We start from the raw sequence: 23,017 nt of genomic DNA on the forward strand, positions 1-23,017 counted from the left end.
CGCAAACTTGCGGCTTTTCAGGTTATTATCTATAAAACCATGACATGATTACAACAGTGATCATGTCTGGTAACCTTATATTCAATAGATGTTTGACATTACACCCATGAGGGCGCAAGACATTTGATTATGGATCAAGGTGTTGCGGCCAAGCGCGAGCCGTAAGACGAAGCTGTCATTGCGCCACAAAACCGGAATCGGAATTGGGTATTTATCTTCCCATTGCGGAACTGTCGGTCAACATGTTCGTTTTGTTGGGCATGGGGGCAGCGGTCGGTTTTTTGTCAGGCCTTTTCGGGGTCGGCGGCGGCTTTCTCATCACCCCTCTTCTGATCTTCTATAATATTCCACCCGCTATAGCCGTTGCGACCGGCGCAAATCAGGTCATCGCCTCTTCCGTATCGGGTGCTTTAGTGCATTTCAAACGGCGCACGCTAGATATCAAACTTGGCACTTTGCTGGTGATTGGCGGCTTAATCGGCTCACTGATCGGTATTTATGTTTTCTCGTGGCTGCGTGATCTTGGTCAGCTCGATCTGATCGTTTCCATTCTATATGTGTTCTTTCTCGGCACCGTCGGCGGCTTGATGTTGGTCGAAAGCTGGAAGACCTTGCGCCGCAATAAATCGGGTGCTGCACCCGTTCGGAAGTCCGGCCATCATAACTGGATCCACCGTCTGCCGTTTAAGATGCGTTTCCGCGCATCAATGATCTATGTCAGTATTATTCCGGTGCTGGGTATCGGCTTTTTCATCGGCCTTTTATCATCCGTGATGGGTGTCGGTGGCGGCTTTATCATGGTACCGGCGCTCATTTATATCTTGCGCGTCCCCACCAATGTGGTTGTTGGCACATCGCTGTTTCAGATCACTTTTGTCACTGCGTTCACCACCGTCATGCAAGCGACCACCAACCAGTCAGTTGATATAGTGCTTGCCTTTTTGCTGATGGTCGGCGGCGTGATTGGCGCACAATATGGCGCAAGAGCCGGTCAAAAATTACGCGGCGAACAATTGCGCCTGCTGCTTGCTCTGATGGTGCTCGCGGTGGCTTTACGGCTTGGTTATGACCTCTTCATCCAACCGGATAATCTCTTCTCAATTTCCATTGCGGACTTATGATCATGCAGTGGCGATTCTCTCACATCATCCCTTATACCGCACTTATTTTGAGCTTAATGGCAAGTGCAGCACAGGCCATTGAGCCGGAAACAGCATTCGGTCTACCGCATTTACAAACTCCGGCTGCCGAAACGGTCGAGATCGGCCTATCCACCGAAACAATCGCGCTGACATCAAACTTCAGCGGCACCAATCTCACGATTTTTGGCGCACTCGATAATGCCGATCCGCTCATTCAGCGCCAAGGGCGCTACGATATTATTGTCGTGCTGCAAGGCCCCTCGCGTGATCTGGTCGTGCGCAAAAAAGAGCGCCATTTAGGTGTGTGGATCAACGCGGCCTCCGAAACATTCTTGGGCGTTCCGCTCTCTTATTCGCTCGCCTCAACGCGTAATCTGCAAGATATTACCGACCCGAAAACCTATCGGCAGCTTTCAGTAGGCACCAGTAATTTCTATATGGCACCGGAGGACCCTAATAGTCTTTCGGGCAATATTCCTATTTTCAGCGATGAGTTACGTGCCATTAAAACCCGTCAGGGGCTTTATACCCAGCGCATTGGTGGCGTTGAATTTATCTCGCGCACTCTTTTTAGAGCGACCCTTGCATTGCCAGCCAACGTGCCTGTTGGCCGTCACAAAGCACGCGCCCTGCTGTTTCGCAATGGTGTTTTCTTGCGTGAAGCCAATGCAGGTTTAGAAATTGTCAAAGCTGGTTTTGAGCAAAGCGTTTATGAGGCCGCGCACAAGCACAGCCTCTGGTATGGTTTATTTGCTGTTTTCTTAGCAATGTTTACCGGTTGGTTCGGACGTATTCTGTTCAAGAAAGACTGATTGAAAAGATAAAATCAGTCTTATTCTTCCACCGTTTCATTACGTCGCCAGCGCTGGACATGCGGCCAGAACCCGCGCATCAGCGCGAAGCCTATCCCTGCAATAAAGCCCAAAATCAAACCGGCGATAACGATCATTTTACGCTTTGGCGCCGATGCCGTTAATGGTGGCCGTGCCTCGGTAATCACCCGCACATTGGTGCTGTTCAGGCTTTCTTGTTCGTTCGTTTCACGCGAGCGCAACAAGAAGGCTTCATAAATGCTGCGATGTGCTTCTGCTTCACGCTCCAGCTCACGCAGTTTCACACGTTCGGCGTTGCTGTCGGCATGTTGCACTTTCATCTCTGCCAAACGGTCACCAAGTTCTTTTTCCTGCTGCACAGATCGTTTCTGTTCAACTTGTAAAGATGCACGTACACGGCCAAGTTCAGCGTTAATTTCGCGGCGTGCACCCGCGACTTGCGACTGCGCCTGTATCAATTGCGGATGTTTTGGTCCCAATGTCATAGCCAAGCCATCAGCGGTGGAGCGAGCTGTTGCATATTGTCCGCGCAATAAGGTCAAGGTGCCAGACTGCAATTCTTCAGGCAAAGAGCCAGACAAAACACTATCTGGCGTTGCTTCACTCAACACCTTTGCACGCGCATTCAAACGCACAGTTTCAGCACGCTGCGTAGATAATTGCTCGCTCAAGCGTGCCAGATCATCATCGGTAATCGAGCGGCCTTGCAGATCGATCAAATCATGTTCAGCACGATATTGATCAACGGCATTTTCAGCATTTTGCACAGCCAGTTTCAAATCGGCTAAGCGTTTGGAGAGATCTTCCGACGTACGACGTGCTGCATTTTGCTGCAATGACGTCAACTCATCCTGAAACACGCGGCTGATTGTATTAGCAAGCAAAGCCGACTTCACCGGATTTTGCGTTTTCACACCGATGGTAAAAACGAAGGTCTTTGCGTCACGTTCCAAAATCAGGCTTTTGGCCAGATCCTGCAAAACCTGCGTTTCTAAAATTGCCGGATCAACCGGCTCCTTTGATACGAATTTTGCTTTCAGATCACTAATAATATTAGCCAAAGGCCCAACCGGCGCCGCACTGCCGTTAAACTCAGGATCAGCCATCAGGTCTACATCCTTAATCACTTTCAGCAAAACACTGCTGGAGCCGATCATGCGCATCTGACTTTCAGCGATCGCAAGGGTCGCATCCGTCGGCAATTGGCCAGGCGTCAGTTCGCGTTCCACCACTTTAATGTCGCGCGGATCAACCAGCAAATCCGTATAAGCGGTATAAATATTAGGCAATGACAATGCATAAAGAATGGCTGCGACACCACCGATTGCGGTGCTGGCAATCAGAGTTTTCTTGGAATTTTCCAGAATATTGAAAACCAGACGCGGGTCGATCAGCGGCTTCCAACCCTTAACCCCATCGCCCTGCACCTCAGCCTCAGCCTCTGCCATCATGGCAAGGCTATCTTCAAGCTGACGCTGCTGAAAATTATCAAAACCGCGATCAATATCCTGCTTGATCTCGGCCAATTTGCGCTGAATTTCAGCCATTTCCAGATTATCTAAAGACGGCGCAGCAGCATCCTGTTTCACAGCCACAGTTTTTTCTGGCGTTCCAGTAAAACTTGCTTTTTCGCGTTTTTTTCCGGCCACAGGCGGCACCCATGGCGGCACGACAAATTCATGCGGCTCACGCACATTCAATGTGTCATCAGCCGGTGGCGTTAGCGGATCAGCATTTGAGCTCACTTCCACATGCAGTGAACGGCGAGCATAAGACAAGAGCGGCTTTGCAGCTCTGTCATCCTGTCTTCCTTTCTCATCCGTCATTCTACCACCATGTCTTTAGCCCACAGATCGGCCAAACATTGGCCAGATTATCGATAAGCATAAATTTTTATGGAAAATAAATAGTTAACATCGTACTGATTTCAAAAGAATATTGCATTGATTGCAGCACACCAACCAGATTTTAAACTTTGAACCTTAGATTTTATCTTCAGCAAACAAAAACAATGGCGGACTGATTTTGAAATTCGGCGTTTCCCTGCAAAAACTGAAACAGACAATTTCTCCGGCAGTTATGCGGGATTATTTTGCTCTGATCAGCGGCTCACTCGGGCGCCTTGTCGTATCACTGATTTATTTCATCGCTCTCGCCAATTCATTGTCGCTTGCCGATTTCGGACTGTTTGCAACCGCCTCTGCTGCCGGTGTGGTTTTATCACGCCTTGTCGCGCTCGGTTTCAATTCGCCGCTTTATCGTATCGCCACCGTGAAGCCGCATCTGCTTGGCACTTATACCGCCGGATATCTGCTTTCAATCCTTGCATCTATTCCGCTTTTTGCTCTGGCAACCATTGGCGCTTATCTGATCTTTTTCAAAGACAATGTCAGTTTCTGGCCATTCGCCATTATTGTGATTGCCGAAGCCCTTGTCTGGCGCTCAGCTGAAATCATCATCATCGTCAATAATGGTTTAGGACGTTTCGGCAGAGGTTCATTTTTAACCATCGCCGGAACAGCTGCCCGCTCGGCTGCGGCCTTTCTCTTTGCCTTTACCAGCGCAAAAGACATCTCCCATTGGGCATGGTGGTATTTAGGCGCTAATGTCTTTTCGCTTTTATTAGCCCTGCAATTTTACCCGAAAGTGCGGCTACGCTTACGCCCGAAACTATATATGCGGCGCATAGCGGATTCACTCTCAGTCACGGCAGCTGAATTTTTATTTTACCTGCAAAATGAGTTCGACAAATTATTGGTTTTAAGCTTTGGCGGCCCGACCATTGCTGGTATTTATGCCATTATCATGCGGCTTGTCGATCTAACCGCTGTACCAATCCGCTCATTCAATATGATGCTCGTGCAAAAACTGATGCGCAAACCCGACCTTTTAGCGTCTGCCAAAATCAAACTGGGTATGGAAGGCGGCATTTTTATTGTTTCCACCATCGCCTTAGGCGGGTTGGCAGCGGTTTTATATATTTTCCCGAATGCACTGGGCAGCAATGTGGCGCCAGTTGCGGGTTTGGTGCCATTGGTTTTACTGGTGCCAAGTTTGCGCAATCTCATTGAATATCAAAATGAATTGCTTTATGCACGCGGCCAATCGGGCTTACGTGCCATCAATTTAAGCGTAACCGCACTGATCAAAGCGCTGCTTATCTGGCTGTTACTGCGCAGCAGCCATGACGGCAATGACTGGATTGCCTGGCTGAACGCGTGCTTTGTCGTGCTTTATCTAGTCTCGGCCTGCTTTACCTATTGGCACCTCAAAAAACCTGCCAACCGCGTTTAAAGTCCGACAATCCGCTTTACCGTGCTACTGTCCATATTCATGAAAGATTGCAGGCCGATTGCCACTTGGTCGGGACGCATATCCTTCATAAAAGCATCAAATTTTGCCTGATCCGGTGCAGGACCAAACCAATAAACGTGACAAATGCTCCAATCGGCATGAAAATGTCCACGGCCTTTTTCTATTTCATCAACATACTGGCCGTATAAAATACATTCGGAATAATCCCGCGTCTGCCCCAGCACCTTAACCCATGAACGGCCATTTTTCTCTTCCATATGTCGACACATGGCAAGCACGGCATCGCGCCGCCACGAAACAACATTAGCGATGTAATCATGCTGACCATGTTCTTTAATGCCCATGATCCGTGCCGCATTATCAGACCAATTGCGATGCGGTGGTGTTGGCGGATTAAGCATAGCCTGATCGTAGCGTAGCAAACGAATATCATCACCATGCCACAACTGGTTCGCTGCAAATTCGCGCATGAATGCAACATCAGAATCGCAGAATAAAAAGCCGTCAACATCCACATGTTCGGCAATGGCGATACGACGCAATTGCTGCACATGCCAACCATAAAGCGGCTTGGTAAAAGGGGAAACCCAAATCTGTCTTTTGCCCCATGTTTTAGGGTCTGGCATTGACCACAACCAGCGCGGCAACAAATCACGTTCATCAACAATGATACGCTTAGGGCTTGCTAACTGCTTGAATAAAGCCACATCCCGATGAGCAACCAGAATATAATGCGCTTCAAAACCGGTGACATAACGATCAAGCGTCTCACACAGCAAACGGCAGCGGTCAAAATCCTTGTCGTAACTGGCCGTTACCAGCGCCATCTGTTTAGCCATTATTATTTCCTTTTAACCTCAAGCGATATTTGAGCAAATGCCACAAAAACAACGGATTACCAACCAGATAACGACGCCATAAACGCTGTGGCTCCAACAACAGACGATAGACCCATTCTATTCTGAATTTGCGCATCCAAGACGGGGCACGTTTGGTTGTTCCAGCCTGAAAATCAAACAAAGCGCCAACACCGAAAACGCAGATACAATGAGCTTCACTTATTGCATGGGCAATAAATAATTCCTGCCGCGGTACACCCATTGCAACCAGCAAAATATGTGGTCGGAATTGCGCTAGTTTTTCCAAAATCACCTGTTCGTTTGTTCCATCAAAGAAACCATCCGAAATCACTTGAATATCATGCTGCGGTGTTTGTTTTTTGAAGTTTTTACAAGCGCGGGCAACTTCTTCAGGCTTTGCACCCAAAAGTCCGACACGTAGAGGCTCGTCAATAAACTTCAATAAAGCCGGCACAAAATCTGTGCCATTCAGATTATCCGGGAATGAACTGCCATGCAGAACACGGCTGGCAATATCAACGCCGATACCATCTGGCAAAATTAAAAAACCATTCAAAGCCCGACGATAATCGCTATCTCCTTGCGCGACATTGGCACAATGGGCGTTCAACCATGCAATTTTAGTGAACTGATTGGCGTGAATGCGGCTGGTCACGAGTTCCAAGGCAGGCTGCCATTTCAGCGCCACAACCGGAATACCCAATATATCGCGTTGCGGCACGTCATTCATAACGTCCACGCCCTTCTTTCCGCTCACAATCCTGCCAAGCCTTGTTTAATTGCCCGATCCATTCCATCCAACTGCTGATGATAAAAGACTTTACCATCAAGGCGGTTACGCTCGCCAAGGCGAGCACGTTCCACCTGTTCTGTCAAAGCAGCAGCAAATGCGGTCGGTTCGTCTGCCAGAATGCAATTCTCAGGAATTTTAGAAATACCACGTACCGAATGATGTGTTGCCACACAAGGCATACCGAGTTCAAATGTTTCAATAGTTTTAAGCTGCACACCCGTTCCGGCAACACTGACGAGCGGCACCACCGCTGCACCTTCAACAAATGCAACCGCATCCGGCACACGTCCTAAAAATTCGACATCCGGCCACGTATCAATTAAATCAGACGGCGTGCTGCCAGCAACCGCAATTTTCATGTCCGCAGGGAGCAGTGGTTTGACTTTATTCAAAAACCACTCAAGCCCGATACGGTTTGGCTGCCATGTCCATGTGCCGATCAAGGCCAGATCATATTGCAATTCACGCATCACAGGCTCTGGGGGCTGCTCTGTCATCACCAATGGTAAAGTAGCAAATTTGGAAGATGGAAGCCCCAGCATCACGCCATCTTCATCGGCCAAAGTAAACACAAATGCGGCCTGATCACATAAGCGTTTTTCAAGCTTTGCCAGTAATCGGGCTTCACGTTTAAACAAAATCTTCTGAACAATATCTTTAACCGCATCCGCATTTTCTGCTGCCGAGCGATGTTCGACATTATGCGCGACAAAAATCGACGGTTTATCTTTTAAAAGATGTTCAAAAGCACCGGCAAGCGCCACACCGTTAAGCACATAGGCATCAAACTCACCAGCTGATGCAATTGCATCTTGAAATGCCTGATCTGAAATCACGCGCAGCTTCACCGATGAAACCGTCAAACCGGTGCGAACGGCTTTCAAAATCCATTTTATCTTTTGTTTGAAACCGGCATCTTGGGTGCGGACATCCACCTCTCCCAGAAGAATAGTATTCTCCGGCATGGAAGACACGCGCCCCGGCCAGTTAAAGCCCAAAATAGTGACCTGAGCACCTGAGCGTATCAACCCATTAATGATCGCAGCATTCGCCACTTCATAACCGGTCGTGCTGCCATGGCTTGGCACCAGCGAGGTGATGAATAACAATCGTAATGGTTGCACTCTTTTTCCGCCTCAATCAAAAATATGTTGTTTTAATCATAGCGTCTTTTTCATAAAGACTTACTTAAAACCACGTTTCCTTTATGTGATAAATTAAAAAGATTGTAGAAATAAACAAGATCGCAATAGTTTTCAGGCTATCAAGCAGCTAAAGACATCATACCGGAGCCATTCCGGTCTTTTGCCACCGGCATGGAAGGGTTTAAGTCAAATGTTGCCAGCAATACCGGAACATATCAGCATCTATGCAACCAGCACCGGTCTTGACTACGCACAAGTGGATACAGTTGTCACCCTGCCGACATTTCGCCGCCCCAATCATGTCCTCAAAACACTTCACTCGCTAGCCACACAAATTACAAGCCGTAATTTCGCAATCATTCTGGTTGAAAATGAAGCCGAAGCGCAGGAAGGCGCGATAGCTGCCGCTCCTTTATTTTTAAACAATGAATGCAAAGGCATGATCATTGTGGAAAGTGCGCGCGGTAATTGTAATGCCTATAATGCAGCATGGCTGATGGCATTGCATCATTTTCCTAACTTACAACAATTGCTTGTTATTGATGATGATGAACTTGCAAGCCCCGACTGGCTCGAAACCATGTGTCAGGCTAAAGAACGCTATCAGGCTGATTTTGTCGGCGGGCCGCAAGTTCCGGTTTTTGAACAAGAAAGTCTGAACCATTGGGCAAAACATCCGGTTTTTTCACCGCCCTATACTGTCAGCGGTAAAGTACCCGCTCTTTATTCATCGGGTAATTTGCTTGTTTCGCGCGCTGTGCTGGATAAAATGCCGTTTCCGTTTCTCGATCTTGTTTTTAACTTTACCGGTGGTGGGGATTCCGATTTTATCAGCCGCAGTCTTGTGGCAGGTTTTACTACCGCATGGTCAGCAGAAGCGCAGGTTTTTGAAACAATACCTTCCCGCCGTCTGGAAGGCGAATGGATCAGAGATCGCGGCTTACGCAATGGTATGCTTTCTACGCGGATTGAAAAACGAAAACGGGCGCAAGAGCCTTTGGCCGATGCAAAAACCTTTTTCAAAAGCCTCGCTATTTTAGGCGTTTCACCGTTTAAAGCGCTGATCAAAGGCATGAAATCCAGATCAGTTAAGATAGGCCTTTATTATATTCACGTCGGCCTTGGTCGGGTTGCAGCTCATTTCGGATATAATCATGAACAATATCGCAATCCGGAAAAAAACTAAGCCGCAATCGCAAGGCGGTATAATAAACAGCACGCGCTCAGCCGCTATTGCTGCCAGCACAATCATATTCTCCATTCTTTTAATTTCTTTCCGGCCTTTCCACGGCCGCTTTGAAGCAAATGAAGGCGGAGATATCGTCAATCAGCTGGGCTTCAGTGCTTTAGGTGTCATTGCCGTCATCTGTCTGTTTACATTGGCCAAGCCACATTTTTTACGCGCATTATTAAGTCCGGGCTGGATTTTAATGTGCGGATTTCTGCTGATGTCCGCCTTTATTGCACCCGACCCCATGGCCACCATCCGCACTGTTGTTTTTACGCTTATAGGTATGGTGTGCATGTTTTCCATTGCCGGATTATTGCAAGATGCCGAGGGCTTCACCAAAACCATCACCATTGTATCCGGATTGGTGATTGTTCTATCCTTTATCGGGGTCGTTATTCTGCCGGATTTAGCTACCCACGGCAATGATGTGATCGAACCACAGAACTCCTATCTGTGGCGAGGAGTCTTTGTTCATAAAAATATTGCCGGTCCTGTCATGGCAGCTTTTGCATTTGCAGGTATTTATCTGATGCGACGCGGAATGGTGCTCCGCGGGTTAATCATCATGATCACGGCTACTATTTTCGTTTCGCAAACAGGCTCCAAGACCACCACAGCTCTTATTCCGCTGGCTGTCATTGTGATCATTTTTCCAGCCCTTCTTGGCTGGCGCTGGCTCACCTTCCTTACAACCCTTACTACTCATATTGTTTTAGGTTTGCTTACTATCGGCACTATTTTATTCAAGCCGCTGCGCGACTTTATGGAAAGCATGCCAATTGATGCAACCTTCACTGGTCGTACGTCCATCTGGTCGTTTGCCCTCGACCGATTAGGAATGCACCCATGGACAGGGTTTGGCTTTGAAAGTTTCTGGCTGGCTCCCATCAGTGTGGATGCCGCATTCCCTTATTATCTAGGCTGGGACGTGCGCACTATCGTTCATGGCCATAATGGCTATCTTGATATTGCTATGACCATGGGCATTCCGGCATTGATCTGTGCCGTCATGGTCTTAATCATTTTACCATTATTTGATTATCTGCATTGCAAACGAACACGTGAAAATATTTTGCTCGCGGATTTCTTTCTGATGGTCGTGTTTTTTTGTACGCTCAGCGCCCATCTGGAAAGCTTCTTTTTCAGACGCATTGATCCGGCATGGCTGATCCTGATGCTGGCAACTTTTGGCTTGCGGCTGTGTGCGCGGGTAAAAATTGCTACACGCGATCCTTAATTCTCTTTGATCACTGCCTGCCCGCGGGTCAGATCACGCACCATTTCGAGCAATGTGTCCGTTTGGCTTTCCGGCAGCGCATAATGCATCTCAACGCCATAGCTTAAAAAGCTTTCATCACGCAATTGTGCGTGTTGAACACTGCCAAGCCGTGCTTTCAATAAAGCATGATCGGAAAAGCCGCAGCGAATAGTCACCAAACGTTGCGGGATGACTTCCTGCTTGTCAGCAGCCCTCAAGCATAAAGCAGCCGTGCCACCATAAGCACGGATCAATCCGCCGCTGCCAAGCAAAATACCGCCAAACCAGCGGGTCACCACCACCACGACATTATCAAGCTCAAGCCCGTCAATCGCCTGTAAAATCGGCTTACCCGCAGTGCCGCTTGGTTCACCATCATCATTGAAGCGATAATTCTGCCCCATCCGCCATGCCCAGCAATTATGGTTGGCGCCAGCATGAGAGTGTTCTTGCAAAAAGGCTTTTGCCTCTTCTTCATTGGCAACAGGAGCAGCCACCGCCAAAAAACGGCTCTTCTTAATATCCTGTTCAAATGTCTCTAAGCGCGTGATGGTGAACATATGCTTTGTATTTTTTGTAAAAAACCCGATAATCAATTGAATGAGCGGGCAAGTTTTAACAAAGTCTGATTGCCCGCAGTGATTTTACTCTGTAAATCACCTAGAACTTTTGTCAGCCCCTCATGGCATATTGTCCATAATCCGGCTGACCGCAAGCCACACATCAATTTATCACAAAAGAGGTATATCCATGTTTGATCTGATCGTCAGAAATGCCAATCTTCCCGATGGTCGCGAAAAACAGGATATATTGGTTAGAGACGGCAAGATTGCCGATATATTGCCATCCCATCAAGCAGCTGATGCCAAAGCAGCGCAAGAAATTGATGCACAAGACCAGCTGGTGACCCCGCCATTTGTTGATCCGCATTTCCATATGGATGCCACTTTATCGCTCGGCCTGCCACGCATGAATACCTCCGGCACTTTGCTGGAAGGCATTGCGCTTTGGGGCGAATTGAAGCCGATGCTAACCCGCGAAGCCATGGTGGAGCGCGCATTGCGCTATTGCGATCTGGCAGTATCACAAGGACTTCTGGCCATCCGCAGCCATGTGGATGTGAGTGATCCGCGTTTATTAACCGCCGAAGCAATGATCGAAGTGCGCGAGAAAGTCGCGCCTTATATTGACCTGCAACTGGTCGCCTTCCCGCAGGATGGTTACTATCGCTCACCAGGTGCGGTTGATCTTGTTAATCGTTCGCTGGATATGGGCTTGGATGTTGTGGGCGGCATCCCGCATTTTGAACGCACCATGGCTGATGGCGCCGCATCGCTTGAAGCCCTTTGCCGCATTGCAGCGGAGCGTGGCCTGCCGGTTGATATCCATTGTGATGAAAGTGATGATCCGATGTCGCGCCATGTGGAAACACTGGCTGCTGAAACCATGCGTTTTGGCTTACAGGGACGCGTTTCCGGCTCGCATCTGACCTCAATGCATTCGATGGATAATTACTATGTATCGAAGCTCATTCCGCTGATGGCGGAAGCGCAGATGAATGCCATTCCGAACCCGCTCATTAACATCACACTACAAGGCCGTGCCGACACCTATCCGAAGCGCCGCGGCATGACCCGTGTGCCGGAACTGATGGCCGCTGGCATCAATGTTTCCTTCGGCCATGATTGCGTGATGGATCCTTGGTATTCGATGGGTTCAGGCGATATGCTGGAAGTTGGCCATATGGCACTGCATGTGGCGCAGATGACTTCTATTGAGGGCAAGAAACAAATCTTTGATGCCATCACCGTTAATTCGGCCAAGACTTTGGGCTTGAAAGATTACGGTCTTGCTAAAGGTTGCAATGCTGATTTCGTTGTCTTGCAAGCACGCGATACATTGGAAGCCCTGCGCCTTAAAGCCAACCGCCTGACCGTTGTCCGTCGCGGTAAAATTCTGGCAGAAACTGCACCGCGCATTACCAATCTGAAGCTTGATGGCCGCCCTGCAACCGTCAATGCAGCTTCTTACGCACCGCGCAAGTCTTGACCAAACGATAAAAAGCTTGAAAGTGACGCGATTTCGAGGATGATAGAGTGGTGGATTGCTGCAAAAGACGGCAACCATCACCTTGACACATTCTGGCTTCGTCCTGCACAGCAACAACAATTTGTTTTTTGAATTCGAAGCGCTTTTTTGTGTCAAGCACAAACCAGAGGGGGTTTTTATGTCCAGTTTCCCGAAATTCAACCGTCGCAGTCTTTTGACATTAACAGCGGCTTTAGCTGCCAGCGTTTGTGTCTCACCTTTTGCAATGGCGCAAGAAAAGCTCAAAGTGGCCGGTCTTCACGCTTCACCAGTTGAAAATGCCTGGAACTCACGCGTGCATGAAGCACTGCTTCAGGCGGATAAAGACGGCAAAATCGAATATATCTTTTCTGAGGGTATTTCAGCCAGTGATTACCCGCGCGCCATGCGCGAATATGCCGAACAGGGCATCAAGCTGATTGTCGGTGAATCCTATGCTGTTGAGCGTGAAGCACGCGAAGTGGCCGCTGATTACCCGCAGACAAGCTTTGTCATGGGCTCTTCCGGCCAGCCGCAGGGAGAAAATTTCGGCGTTGTCGGCACATGGAATTTTGAAGGCGCTTATCTGGCCGGTATGCTTGCAGGTGAAATGAGCAAGTCGGGCATTTTCGGCTCCGTGGGTGCAGTGCCAATTCCTGAAATTAACATGCTCATCAATGCGTTTCAGGATGGTGTAAAAGAAACCCGCCCTGATGCAAAGTTCCTCGTCACCTTCATGGGCACTTTCTTTGATCCGCCAAAGGCACGCGAAGCCGGTCTGGCACAGATTGATGGCGGCGCAGACATTCTGTTTGGCGAGCGCATCGGCACGGCAGATGCCGCCAAAGAGCGTGGCATCAAAGCCATTGGCTCGCTCACAAGCTATACCGAGCGCTATCCTGACACCGTCTTTGCCAATTCCGTGTGGAATTATGGCCCGATCCTCGCAGCAGCCGTTGCTGACGTGCAGGCAGGCAAGCAGACCGGCAAAGACTACACGCCTTATTCGATGATGAAAGAAGGCGGCAATGACATTGAATATGTCAAAGGCGTAGCCCCTGCTTCGGCTGAAGAAAAGATGGAAGCGCGCCGCGCCGAAATCAAAGCCGGTACGTTTGAGCTCAAACTCAATGCGGATGAGCCTAAGTAAACAACCGCGCTTAGACTTCCATTAAAACTCTGCACGGACGTTTCCGTGCAGAGCCGATTTTTCAGCACAATCCGGCCTTAACCTGCCGGTCTTGCAAAGCACGAGGCTGCACGCATGAACACACCTGTCCTGCAACTCGAAAACATCACCAAACGCTTCGGCACGCTGACCGCCAATGATAATGTGTCGCTGCACTTGGGCAAAGGTGAAGTTCTGGCATTTTTGGGTGAAAATGGTGCCGGTAAAACCACTTTGATGAATATTCTCTTCGGCCATTATGTGCCGGATGAAGGGCGTGTTTTCATCAAAGGCGAGGCATTGCCTTTAGGGCGCACACGTGCTGCCATCAATGCCGGTGTCGGCATGGTGCATCAGCATTTTACCCTCGCGCCCAATCTCACCGTTTTAGAAAATATCATGACCGGCACACAAAGCCTGTTCCGGTTGCGCTCCGACACCACAACCGCGCGCGCCAAGATCAATTCGATCGCCACCCGTTTTGGCCTGATTGTTGATCCCGATGCACGCCTTGGCGATTTGTCGGTGGGCGAACAACAGCGCGTTGAGATTTTAAAAGCGCTTTATAATGATGCCGATATTCTTATTCTGGATGAACCAACCGCGGTTTTGACCACTCAGGAAGCTGAAACACTTTTTGCGACATTGAAAGAAATGGCGCGCCAGGGGCTGTCGCTGATTTTCATCTCGCATAAATTGCATGAGGTGATGTCAGCCGCTGACCGCATCGTTGTTTTGCGCGGCGGCAAGCTGGTGGCAGAGCGCAATGTGCAAGATACATCAAAGGCGGAACTGGCCGAACTGATGGTGGGACGCCGTGTGGCGCGCCCTGTGCGCGATGCTGCAACACCGAAGGAAGTGGTGCTTTCGGCCAAAGATTTGAGCGTTGTTGAAAATAAAGTCACCCGCCTCGACCAGATCAATTTTGAGCTTCGTGCCGGTGAAACCCTTGGCATTATCGGCGTTTCAGGCAATGGACAGGCGACCCTTGGCCGCCTCGTCTCCGGCCTTGTCAAACCATCAGACGGTGTCTTTTCAATGTTCGGCAATATCGTTGAAATCTACGATCCGCGCCGTTTTGTTTCCCTTGGTCTTGGACGCATCCCTGAAGATCGCAATAGTGAAGGTGCGGTTGGTGATCTGACGATTTGGGAAAATGCCGTGCTTGAGCGCTTGCATGAGCCGGAATTTTCCAAAGCCGGCCTCGTCAAAGCGCAAGAAGCGCGCCGCTTTGCGCAAACCATTATTGATGGTTTTGATGTGCGCGGCGGCACGCCCGACACCCGCATTCGTCTGCTTTCAGGCGGCAATATGCAAAAGCTGATTTTAGGCCGCAATCTGGAGCGCACGCCGCGCATTCTGATCGCTGCCCAGCCAACGCGCGGCCTTGATGAAGGCGCTGTTGCCGCCGTTCATGCCCGTATTTTAGAAGCGCGCCGTGCTGGCGCAGGTGTGCTGCTCATTTCCGAAGATCTGGACGAAACCTTAAGCCTTGCTGACCGCGTACAGGCCATTGTCAAAGGTCGCCTCTCGCCTGCCCTTGATACCAATGAAGCAGACGCACAAAAACTGGGGCTGATGATGGCCGGAGAGTGGAACGCGGCAGCTGAGGGCGGCACGAGTTTAAAAACAAATGAAGGGCTCAACTGATGCGCATCGAACGTCGTGAACAAAGGCCGATGCTGCTGGTTGCCACTGCACCGCTTCTGGCCGTTATTTCTGCTTTTATTCTGGCAGGCTTGCTGATCGCCGCCGCCGGTGCGCCGGTGCTGGAATCCTTCCGCCAGATCGCCATTGGCGCTTTCGGCAGTAAATTGTCGATCTCCGAAACATTGACCCGCACTACGCCGCTGATTTTAACCGGCCTTGCGGCTGCTGTCGCTTTCCGCTCCAAATTGTGGAATATCGGCGCGGAAGGCCAGTTTTATATGGGGGCACTGCTGGCGGTTGCTGTCGGCTCGCAGTTAAGCCTGCCATCAGCCATTTTCATTCCGCTCTTGCTGATTGCCGGAGCTGTTGCCGGTATGGTCTGGCTGCTGGTGCCATTGGGTTTGCGCCTCCGTTTCGGCGTAGATGAAGTGGTCACCACCCTTCTTTTAAACTTCGTCGCCGTGTTAATCGTCTCAATGATGATCGAAGGTCCGATGAAAGACCCGATGGCCTTTGGCTGGCCGCAATCAGAACCGGTGCCAAGCAATGCCATGCTGCCCCGCATTATGACTGGCATGCGTCTGCATGTCGGGCTTTTGATTGCCATCGCCTTGGCTGTCATCATCGCTTATGTGCAAAAACGCACTGTCTTCGGGCTTGAATCAAAAGCAGCTGGTCTTAATCCGGCAGCTGCCGTTTTTGCCGGTGTGCCTTTAGCTAAAACACTGATTAAAGTTGCGTGCATTTCCGGTGGTTTGGCCGGTCTTGCCGGTGCCATTCAGGTGATGGGTGTCAAAGGCTATGTCACCACCGATTTGTCACCCGGCTTTGGCTATTCCGGCATTATCGTAGCGATGCTTGCCAATCTTAATCCGATTGGCGCAATCTTTGCCGCTCTCTTTGCAGCCGCAATGTTTGTCGGTGCTGACGGCATGAGCCGTGCCATCGGCATTCCAAGCTTCATTGCCGATGTGACAGTTGCACTTTCGCTCCTGACCATGCTGGTCGCCCTTTTCTTCACTCAGTACAGGATCACACGATGACGGAAATTTTCGACATCCTCGTTTCCGCCGGTCTATGGGCTTCTGTCCTGCGTATCGCCACACCATTGATTTTCGGCACATTGGGCGCGCTTTTTTGTGAGCGTGCCGGTGTGCTCAATCTCGGCATTGAAGGCATTATGACCTTTGGTGCGATGATTGGCTGGCTCACCGTTTTCAACGGGGCAGACCTTTGGACAGGCGTGCTGGTAGCAGCCCTTTGCGGTGCACTTTTCGGCCTGCTTCACGCGGCCCTCACCGTGCCGCTTGGCCTTTCCCAACATGTGGTTGGCCTTGGCATTACGCTTTTTGCTTCAAGCTTAAGCTATTTTCTGTTCCGCTTGCTGGTGCCGGTGTCTTCAAGCCCGCCATCGGTCACACCGTTTCAGCCGCTGCAATTGCCAATCCTGAAAGATATTCCGTTTTTGGGTGAAGTTTTTGCCGTGCAAACAGCCCTCACCTATATTGCCATTCCACTGGCACTGCTGCTGGCTTATGTGCTGTTCCGCACGCCTCTCGGCCTTGCCATCCGCATGACCGGTGAAAACCCGCATGCAGCTGAAGCACAAGGTATCAACCCGATCCGGGTACGTATTTTCTCAATCATGTTCGGCAGTGCGCTAATGGCTGTGGGCGGCGCGTTTCTCACACTTTCCGCATTCAACAGCTTCTTCCCGACCATGATGCAGGGTCGCGGCTGGGTGTGCATCGCATTGGTGGTCTTTGCCTCATGGAAGCCCGTACGCGCGCTTGTCGGCGCTTTGCTGTTTGCGCTCTTTGATGCCTTCCAGCTGCGCCTGCAGACCGTCTATGGCAAGATGATCCCTTATCAGCTGTTTCTGATGATCCCATATATCATGTCGATTGTCGCACTGGTTGTGATGGCGCGCCGTGCCCGTGTGCCGCAAGCCTTGATGCAGCCTTATCGCCGTGGCGAAAGATAGGTGTTTCGGCAGATACCCAACAAACAAAAACGGCGCCCTTTTGAGGCGCCGTTTTTTTAATCTTATTCTCGTAATTAATTAACCACGGCTCTTTTCAAAGCGCTTGCGCTCATTTGAATCGAGGTAGAGCTTACGCAGACGAATGGACTTAGGTGTAACTTCCACCAATTCGTCATCCTGAATCCATGACAGAGCGCGTTCCAGGGTCATGCGGATCGGCGGGGTCAGCTTCACAGCTTCATCCTTACCGGACGCACGAACGTTGGTGAGCTTCTTGCCCTTCAATACGTTCACTTCCAGATCGTTGTCGCGGGAGTGAATACCGATCAGCATACCGGCATAAACTTTTGCCCCTGCGTCAATGATCATCGGACCACGATCTTCAAGGTTGAAGAGTGCATAAGCAACAGCTTCACCCTGATCGTTGGAGATCAGAACACCGTTGTTACGGCCAGCAATTTCACCCTTGTAAGGCTGATAATCGTGGAACAAACGGTTCATGATTGCAGTACCGCGTGTATCGGTCAGAAGTTCTGACTGATAACCGATCAGGCCGCGTGTCGGTGCATGGAACACCAGACGAACGCGATCACCACCGGATGGACGCAGTTCAACCATTTCAGCTTTGCGTTCAGACATTTTCTGAACCACAACGCCTGAATGTTCTTCATCAACGTCGATCACAACTTCTTCGATCGGCTCAAGCTTTTCGCCGTTTTCGCCTTCGCGCATCACAACACGCGGACGGGAAACACCAAGCTCAAAACCTTCACGGCGCATGTTTTCGATGAGAACTGCAAGCTGCAATTCACCACGGCCGGATACAAAGAAGGAATCCTTTTCGCTGGATTCTTCGATGCTCAGAGCAACACTGCCTTCAGCTTCTTTCATCAAGCGGTCGCGGATCATACGGCTGGTAACTTTGTCACCTTCCGTACCGGCCAGCGGGCTGTCATTGACGATGAAGGACATGGTCACGGTTGGCGGATCAATCGGCTGCGCCTGCAAGGCTTCCGAAATTGACGGATCGCAGAATGTGTCTGCAACAGTACCTTTTGAAAGACCGGCAATCGCGACGATATCGCCTGCAACTGCTTCTTCAACCGGCTGACGTTCAATACCACGGAATGCCAGCACGCGGGAGGCGCGGCCGTTTTCCAGAACTGTACCGTCCTGCGCCAGAACTTTTACGCTCTGGTTCGGCTTGATCGAACCGGAAGCAATACGACCGGTGATGATGCGACCCAGAAACGGATCAGCTTCCAGAATGGTACCGATCATGCGGAACGGACCTTCCTGAACCTTAGGCGCAGGAACGTGCTTCAGCACGAGGTCAAACAATGGTGCCAGACCCTGATCTTTAGGGCCATCCGGATTTGCAGCCATCCAGCCGTTACGGCCTGAACCATAAAGGATCGGGAAGTCGAGCTGTTCGTCGGTTGCGTCCAAAGCTGCAAAAAGATCGAAAACTTCGTCAACAACTTCTTCATGACGGCCATCTGGACGGTCAATTTTGTTGATCGCGACGATTGGCTTCAAACCAACTTTAAGCGCCTTACCAACAACGAATTTCGTCTGTGGCATCGGGCCTTCAGCGGAGTCGACAAGAACGATAACACCATCAACCATATTCAGGATACGCTCAACCTCGCCACCGAAGTCGGCGTGGCCCGGTGTATCAACGATATTGATGCGTGTGTCTTTCCAAATGACCGAAGTCGCTTTGGCAAGAATGGTGATGCCGCGTTCGCGTTCGATATCGCCTGAGTCCATCATACGTTCAGCAACGCGTTGATTGTCGCGGAATGAGCCGCCTTGCTTCAGCAGCTCGTCCACCAACGTGGTTTTGCCATGATCGACGTGTGCGATAATAGCGATATTGCGCAATTCCATAGGAGATCACTTCTATTATGGGGTTTAGGGCGGCACTAAAGAGCACGGCCATGTAATGACGCGCTCTTTACATGTTTTTTTGCATTTTTAAAAGGGGCAGCGCAGATTAAAGCAATTTGCATCTGCCGATACACAGGCAAACTGCTTTAATCTTTTGTTTTTATGCATGTCTTTATATAATTTATGATGACATGCATTTTACATTATTCTGCCCCAGTTGAGACTATAACAGGGTTCCTGACAGGATCGCGAGCGCGACACTGAAATAGATAACAAGCCCTGTTACGTCCACGAGAGTCGCCACAAAGGGCGCAGACGCACTGGCCGGATCAAAGCCCAGCCTTTGCATGATAAAGGGTAGCATCGAGCCGACAACCGAGCCGAATGTGACGATACAAACAAGCGCCAGCCCGACAGTTGCAGCAATCAGATACCAGTAAGTACCGTAATCATAGAAGCCGAGCATCTGCCAGCTGACGATACGGGTAACACCGATAAGACCTAAGAAACTGCCAAGAGCGATACCGGCAGGCAGTTCACGCAAGGCAACACGCCACCAGTCACGCAGTTTCACATCCTGCAATGCAAGCGCACGAATGATCAGCGAGGTTGCCTGCGAACCTGAGTTACCACCCGAGCTCATAATCAGCGGGATGAAGAGCGTCAAAACAATCGCTTTTTCCAGCTCAACTTCATAATGCTGCATCGCACTGGCGGTGAGCATTTCACTTAAGAACAAGACACCCAGCCAGCCAGCGCGCTTTTTCAGCATCTGGCCAAAGCCGATCTGCATGTAAGGCTTATCCAGCGCTTCCATACCACCGAACTTATAGGTGTCTTCACTCATTTCGTGGGTCATCGCGTCAAGCACGTCATCCACGGTCACAATGCCGATAACATGGCGCTTCTCATCCACTACCGGCACAGCCAGCAAGTCGTGCTTACGGAAAAGCTGCGCCAGATCTTCACGGTCAGTCAGCGGCGAAATCGCCACCGGATCCTGATCGCGACTGACAGTGATGATCAGTTCATCCGGCTGACACATAATCAAGCGACGCAGTGTCACCACGCGCTGCAAGACTTTTGTGTTCGGATCAACCACATAGATGGCGTAAACTGTTTCGCGGGAGCGTTCCACCTGACGGATATAAGTCAGTGTCTGTGCAACCGTCCAATTGGCAGGTACTGCGATGAACTCAATCGTCATCAGACTACCGGCCGTGTTCGGCGCATAGCCCATCAATTTCTTCAGCGCGACCTTGGTTTCAAGAGCGAGCAGAGGAAATAAATGGTTACGTTCCGGCTCATCCAAAGCCTGAAAAACGTCTGTCGCGCGGTCAGCGGACATCGCATCAAGCAAGAGAGAAGCCAGATCCGGCGGCAGCATAGCAATAATCGGTGCTGCTTCGTTTAATTCCGGCTGATCAAGCAGGCGCACGGCATGATCTTGCGAGAGCTGCGACACAACTTGTACAGCATCATCTAATCCAAGTTCATTGACCACTTCCACTGCATCAGCAGTGCGCATGGTTTCAATTTTTTGAACAATAGCAGCGGCCGGCAAATCAGCCACGTTCAATACTTCCGGTGTAAAATCGGTCATAAGTTTGCCTTTCTGTCGATCCGCCGCCAAAGGCAGATCGTGCAAACTGACCAAAAACGATCAGATCACGATGCCGTTGACGGCTGGCACAATCGACTGTGACTGTCGCTGGGCATAAGAGCATAGACTCCGGTTGGTTAATGCAGGCAATGCGAAATAAAATTACCTACGCAGCGCTGTGTGGGCTTTGTCGCATTTAATGTCAAGACATCAATGTTTCAAGCCGCAACATCTAAGCTTTAGTGAGGCTTTTTTGCACTATTATGACAGTTTAGCGCAAAATTACGGGCGGTAAAGGTGGTAATCGGCGCCATAAAATATAGCTGCTCATTGCCAGCACACCAAATGACGGGATCAGCAATGCCATTGCAAAGAGCGGATCACTTAAAGTGGCAGCAACTGAACCACCAACCAAACCACCACTCATCTGAAAAAAGCCCATCAAGGCCGAAGCAGAACCGGCCATTTGCGGAAAAGGTGCCATTCCGGCGGAAGTCATTTGCGGCATAACAAAGGAAATCCCGAAAGCATAACAAGCCATCGGCAACATCACCCGCAGATAGGTCGGCTCAAACAGGCTGAGCATGGTGATAATCAAAGCACTTGCGGCCAGAATAATCACATATCCGGCTGTTGCCAGATTACGCGCACCAAAGCGCCCCATCAGCACCCGGAACAATAAACCGCCGCTCAGATAAAAACTGGTCTGCAATATAAGGCCAAGGCCGAATTCTGTCGGGGTCAGGCCGATTTTCTGCATTAGTACAAAAGGCAGAATGGTTGCCGCTGTATAAAGCGCACCGGTGGCACCAGCCACCGCCATAGTCGGATACATGAAATGACGGCTGCGCAACAAGCGCCCGTAAGACGATAAAAGCGGCCGGATATGAAGACGTGTGCGATCCGGCGTTCCGGTTTCACGAATGACAAAAACCGCTGTCAGCACCACGGCAAGTCCGAGCAGAACCATAATGACAAAAATAGCGTGCCAGCCGAAATAATGCATGGTCAGGCCGCCAAGGGTTGGCGACACGGCAGGCCCCACCGCAATGACAATGCCGATGAGGTTCATCACCCGCGCCGATGCTTCATTGGTGAAAAGATCACGCACCATCGCACGCGAAACAGTAACACCAACAGCCGCCCCGACACCTTGAAAAAAGCGCGCCACCAGCAGGGTTTCAATATTACTGGATAATAAAGCAGCAACACTGGCAATCAGATAAACCAGCATATAACCGATGGTGACGGGTCTGCGCCCCCATCCATCTGCCATTGGCCCACAGACAAGCTGCGCCAGACAAAAACCACCAAAAAAGGTTGATAATGTCAGTTTTACCATGGCTTCTGTTGTGCCAAAAGCATGGACAATTTCCGGCATTGCGGGCGTATAAAGCCCCATCGATACGGCACCGATTGCGGCGATAAAACCACCAACCACACCGACCAGACGCTCACTCATAACCGGTGCAGCATTTTCGGTTTCAGGCGGTATAGTTTTTTGTGCCGCAGCATTTTGCTTTTCAACTGCCTGCCGAGTGTCCGCCAAAACCTTATCCACCTTCATGCCCTGTCTGTTGCCTGCTGTTTCAGCCACGCAACCGTTGGGTTAAACTTTCACGAATTATCTGTAACTGGCTGACCAGCTTATTCCACTCGCTCTGACCAATCATCGATGTTACCAATTCACGGGCGCTGCGAGAAATATCATCGACCACATCAAGCACATGCCCTGCCGCATCGGTAAGCACTACAAGCTTGGCACGCCGGTCAACGGGATCAGCCTCACGGATCACCAATCCCGCCTTTTCCAAGCGATCAAGGTAGCCCGAAACAGTCATCGCCTCGATGCCCATATGCTCAGCTAAAACAGTTTGGCGCACAGGCGCATGGCGGGCAGTGTGCATCAGTGTGCGCGCTTCTGCTGCCGTCAGATCCAAACCCGCTTCCGCAATACGTCTGTCGATTTCAGCGCGGTAAAGACGGGCAATATCATTGATCAAAAACCCGAAGGCATTCGGATTATAGCGTTGGGTCGGCATTCATACAGCCTCCATATAGTAAGGTTCACTTAT

At 50.2% G+C, this 23,017-nt stretch carries 19 protein-coding genes; 10 read left to right on the top strand and 9 right to left on the bottom strand.

Annotation, left to right across the window (positions count from 1 at the left end):
* Window positions 1-203: 203 nt before the first annotated feature.
* The gene (locus tag ABDZ76_RS03200) at window positions 204-1,121 is read left to right on the top strand and encodes a sulfite exporter TauE/SafE family protein (protein ID WP_374844523.1); all 918 of its coding nucleotides are present in this window, start codon (window positions 204-206) and stop codon (window positions 1,119-1,121) included.
* Window positions 1,122-1,177: 56 nt separating this feature from the next.
* Window positions 1,178-1,954, top strand: coding sequence for a TIGR02186 family protein (locus ABDZ76_RS03205; RefSeq protein ID WP_343802992.1), 777 nt, complete (start codon window positions 1,178-1,180; stop codon window positions 1,952-1,954).
* Window positions 1,955-1,974: 20 nt separating this feature from the next.
* Here ABDZ76_RS03205 and ABDZ76_RS03210 read toward each other — a convergent pair whose 3' ends face one another.
* Window positions 1,975-3,801, bottom strand: coding sequence for a GumC family protein (locus ABDZ76_RS03210; protein WP_343801221.1), 1,827 nt, complete (start codon window positions 3,799-3,801; stop codon window positions 1,975-1,977).
* Window positions 3,802-4,054: 253 nt separating this feature from the next.
* Between ABDZ76_RS03210 and ABDZ76_RS03215 the strand changes: the two genes are divergently transcribed.
* Entirely contained in the window at window positions 4,055-5,269 is a 1,215-nt protein-coding gene (locus ABDZ76_RS03215; protein WP_343802995.1) for a lipopolysaccharide biosynthesis protein, read from the top strand.
* Here the strand turns inward: ABDZ76_RS03215 and ABDZ76_RS03220 are convergent.
* Genes ABDZ76_RS03220 through ABDZ76_RS03230 form a run of 3 tightly spaced genes read right to left on the bottom strand, consistent with a single transcriptional unit; the run spans window position 5,266 to window position 8,067 of the window.
* On the bottom strand, window positions 5,266-6,129 hold the full coding sequence (locus ABDZ76_RS03220; protein ID WP_343801224.1) for a DUF6492 family protein: 864 nt from the start codon (window positions 6,127-6,129) through the stop codon (window positions 5,266-5,268). The two genes, ABDZ76_RS03215 and ABDZ76_RS03220, sit on opposite strands and share 4 nt — an antisense overlap.
* Window positions 6,122-6,889: a WecB/TagA/CpsF family glycosyltransferase gene (locus ABDZ76_RS03225; RefSeq protein WP_343802998.1), complete on the bottom strand. Its 768-nt coding sequence runs from the start codon at window positions 6,887-6,889 to the stop codon at window positions 6,122-6,124. Before ABDZ76_RS03225 ends, ABDZ76_RS03220 begins: the two co-directional genes overlap by 8 nt.
* 14 nt (window positions 6,890-6,903) lie before the next feature.
* Complete coding sequence (locus ABDZ76_RS03230) at window positions 6,904-8,067, bottom strand: glycosyltransferase family 4 protein (protein ID WP_343801227.1); 1,164 nt, start codon at window positions 8,065-8,067, stop codon at window positions 6,904-6,906.
* 214 nt (window positions 8,068-8,281) lie between these two features.
* Here ABDZ76_RS03230 and ABDZ76_RS03235 point away from each other — a divergent pair, with 214 nt between their 5' ends.
* Window positions 8,282-9,274: a glycosyltransferase family 2 protein gene (locus tag ABDZ76_RS03235; RefSeq protein ID WP_343803001.1), complete on the top strand. Its 993-nt coding sequence runs from the start codon at window positions 8,282-8,284 to the stop codon at window positions 9,272-9,274.
* A complete protein-coding gene (locus tag ABDZ76_RS03240) occupies window positions 9,243-10,556 on the top strand; it encodes an O-antigen ligase family protein (RefSeq protein ID WP_343801230.1) in 1,314 nt (437 codons plus the stop codon). The genes ABDZ76_RS03235 and ABDZ76_RS03240 overlap by 32 nt, the downstream gene beginning before the upstream one ends.
* Here the strand turns inward: ABDZ76_RS03240 and ABDZ76_RS03245 are convergent.
* Window positions 10,553-11,137, bottom strand: a complete 585-nt coding sequence (locus ABDZ76_RS03245; protein ID WP_343801233.1) for an IMPACT family protein — start codon at window positions 11,135-11,137, stop codon at window positions 10,553-10,555. The genes ABDZ76_RS03240 and ABDZ76_RS03245 overlap by 4 nt on opposite strands.
* A gap of 190 nt (window positions 11,138-11,327) precedes the next feature.
* Here ABDZ76_RS03245 and ABDZ76_RS03250 point away from each other — a divergent pair, with 190 nt between their 5' ends.
* From ABDZ76_RS03250 to ABDZ76_RS03270, 5 genes are all read left to right on the top strand, one after another.
* Entirely contained in the window at window positions 11,328-12,626 is a 1,299-nt protein-coding gene (locus ABDZ76_RS03250; RefSeq protein WP_343801236.1) for an amidohydrolase family protein, read from the top strand.
* Between the two features lie 178 nt (window positions 12,627-12,804).
* The gene (locus ABDZ76_RS03255; protein WP_343801239.1) at window positions 12,805-13,794 is read left to right on the top strand and encodes a BMP family protein; all 990 of its coding nucleotides are present in this window, start codon (window positions 12,805-12,807) and stop codon (window positions 13,792-13,794) included.
* A 114-nt stretch (window positions 13,795-13,908) separates the two neighbouring features.
* Entirely contained in the window at window positions 13,909-15,462 is a 1,554-nt protein-coding gene (locus tag ABDZ76_RS03260) for an ABC transporter ATP-binding protein (protein ID WP_343801242.1), read from the top strand.
* Window positions 15,462-16,505 carry an ABC transporter permease gene (locus ABDZ76_RS03265; protein WP_343801245.1) on the top strand — a complete coding sequence of 348 codons (1,044 nt, stop codon included), beginning with the start codon at window positions 15,462-15,464 and terminating at the stop codon, window positions 16,503-16,505. The genes ABDZ76_RS03260 and ABDZ76_RS03265 overlap by 1 nt, the downstream gene beginning before the upstream one ends.
* Window positions 16,502-17,446: an ABC transporter permease gene (locus ABDZ76_RS03270; protein WP_343801248.1), complete on the top strand. Its 945-nt coding sequence runs from the start codon at window positions 16,502-16,504 to the stop codon at window positions 17,444-17,446. Before ABDZ76_RS03265 ends, ABDZ76_RS03270 begins: the two co-directional genes overlap by 4 nt.
* A 78-nt stretch (window positions 17,447-17,524) precedes the next feature.
* Here the strand turns inward: ABDZ76_RS03270 and typA are convergent, their stop codons facing one another.
* The 4 genes from typA to ABDZ76_RS03290 form a co-directional block, all read right to left on the bottom strand.
* Window positions 17,525-19,339 carry a translational GTPase TypA gene (gene typA, locus ABDZ76_RS03275; protein ID WP_343801251.1) on the bottom strand — a complete coding sequence of 605 codons (1,815 nt, stop codon included), beginning with the start codon at window positions 19,337-19,339 and terminating at the stop codon, window positions 17,525-17,527.
* A 223-nt stretch (window positions 19,340-19,562) separates the two neighbouring features.
* Complete coding sequence (gene mgtE / locus ABDZ76_RS03280; protein ID WP_343801254.1) at window positions 19,563-20,942, bottom strand: magnesium transporter; 1,380 nt, start codon at window positions 20,940-20,942, stop codon at window positions 19,563-19,565.
* A gap of 271 nt (window positions 20,943-21,213) precedes the next feature.
* Window positions 21,214-22,404, bottom strand: coding sequence for a multidrug effflux MFS transporter (locus tag ABDZ76_RS03285; protein ID WP_343803004.1), 1,191 nt, complete (start codon window positions 22,402-22,404; stop codon window positions 21,214-21,216).
* Between the two features lie 127 nt (window positions 22,405-22,531).
* On the bottom strand, window positions 22,532-22,984 hold the full coding sequence (locus ABDZ76_RS03290) for a MarR family winged helix-turn-helix transcriptional regulator (protein WP_343801257.1): 453 nt from the start codon (window positions 22,982-22,984) through the stop codon (window positions 22,532-22,534).
* Window positions 22,985-23,017: the final 33 nt, after the last annotated feature.

Source organism: Paenochrobactrum glaciei, assembly GCF_039522165.1.
In the GTDB taxonomy this organism is placed as follows: domain Bacteria; phylum Pseudomonadota; class Alphaproteobacteria; order Rhizobiales; family Rhizobiaceae; genus Paenochrobactrum; species Paenochrobactrum glaciei.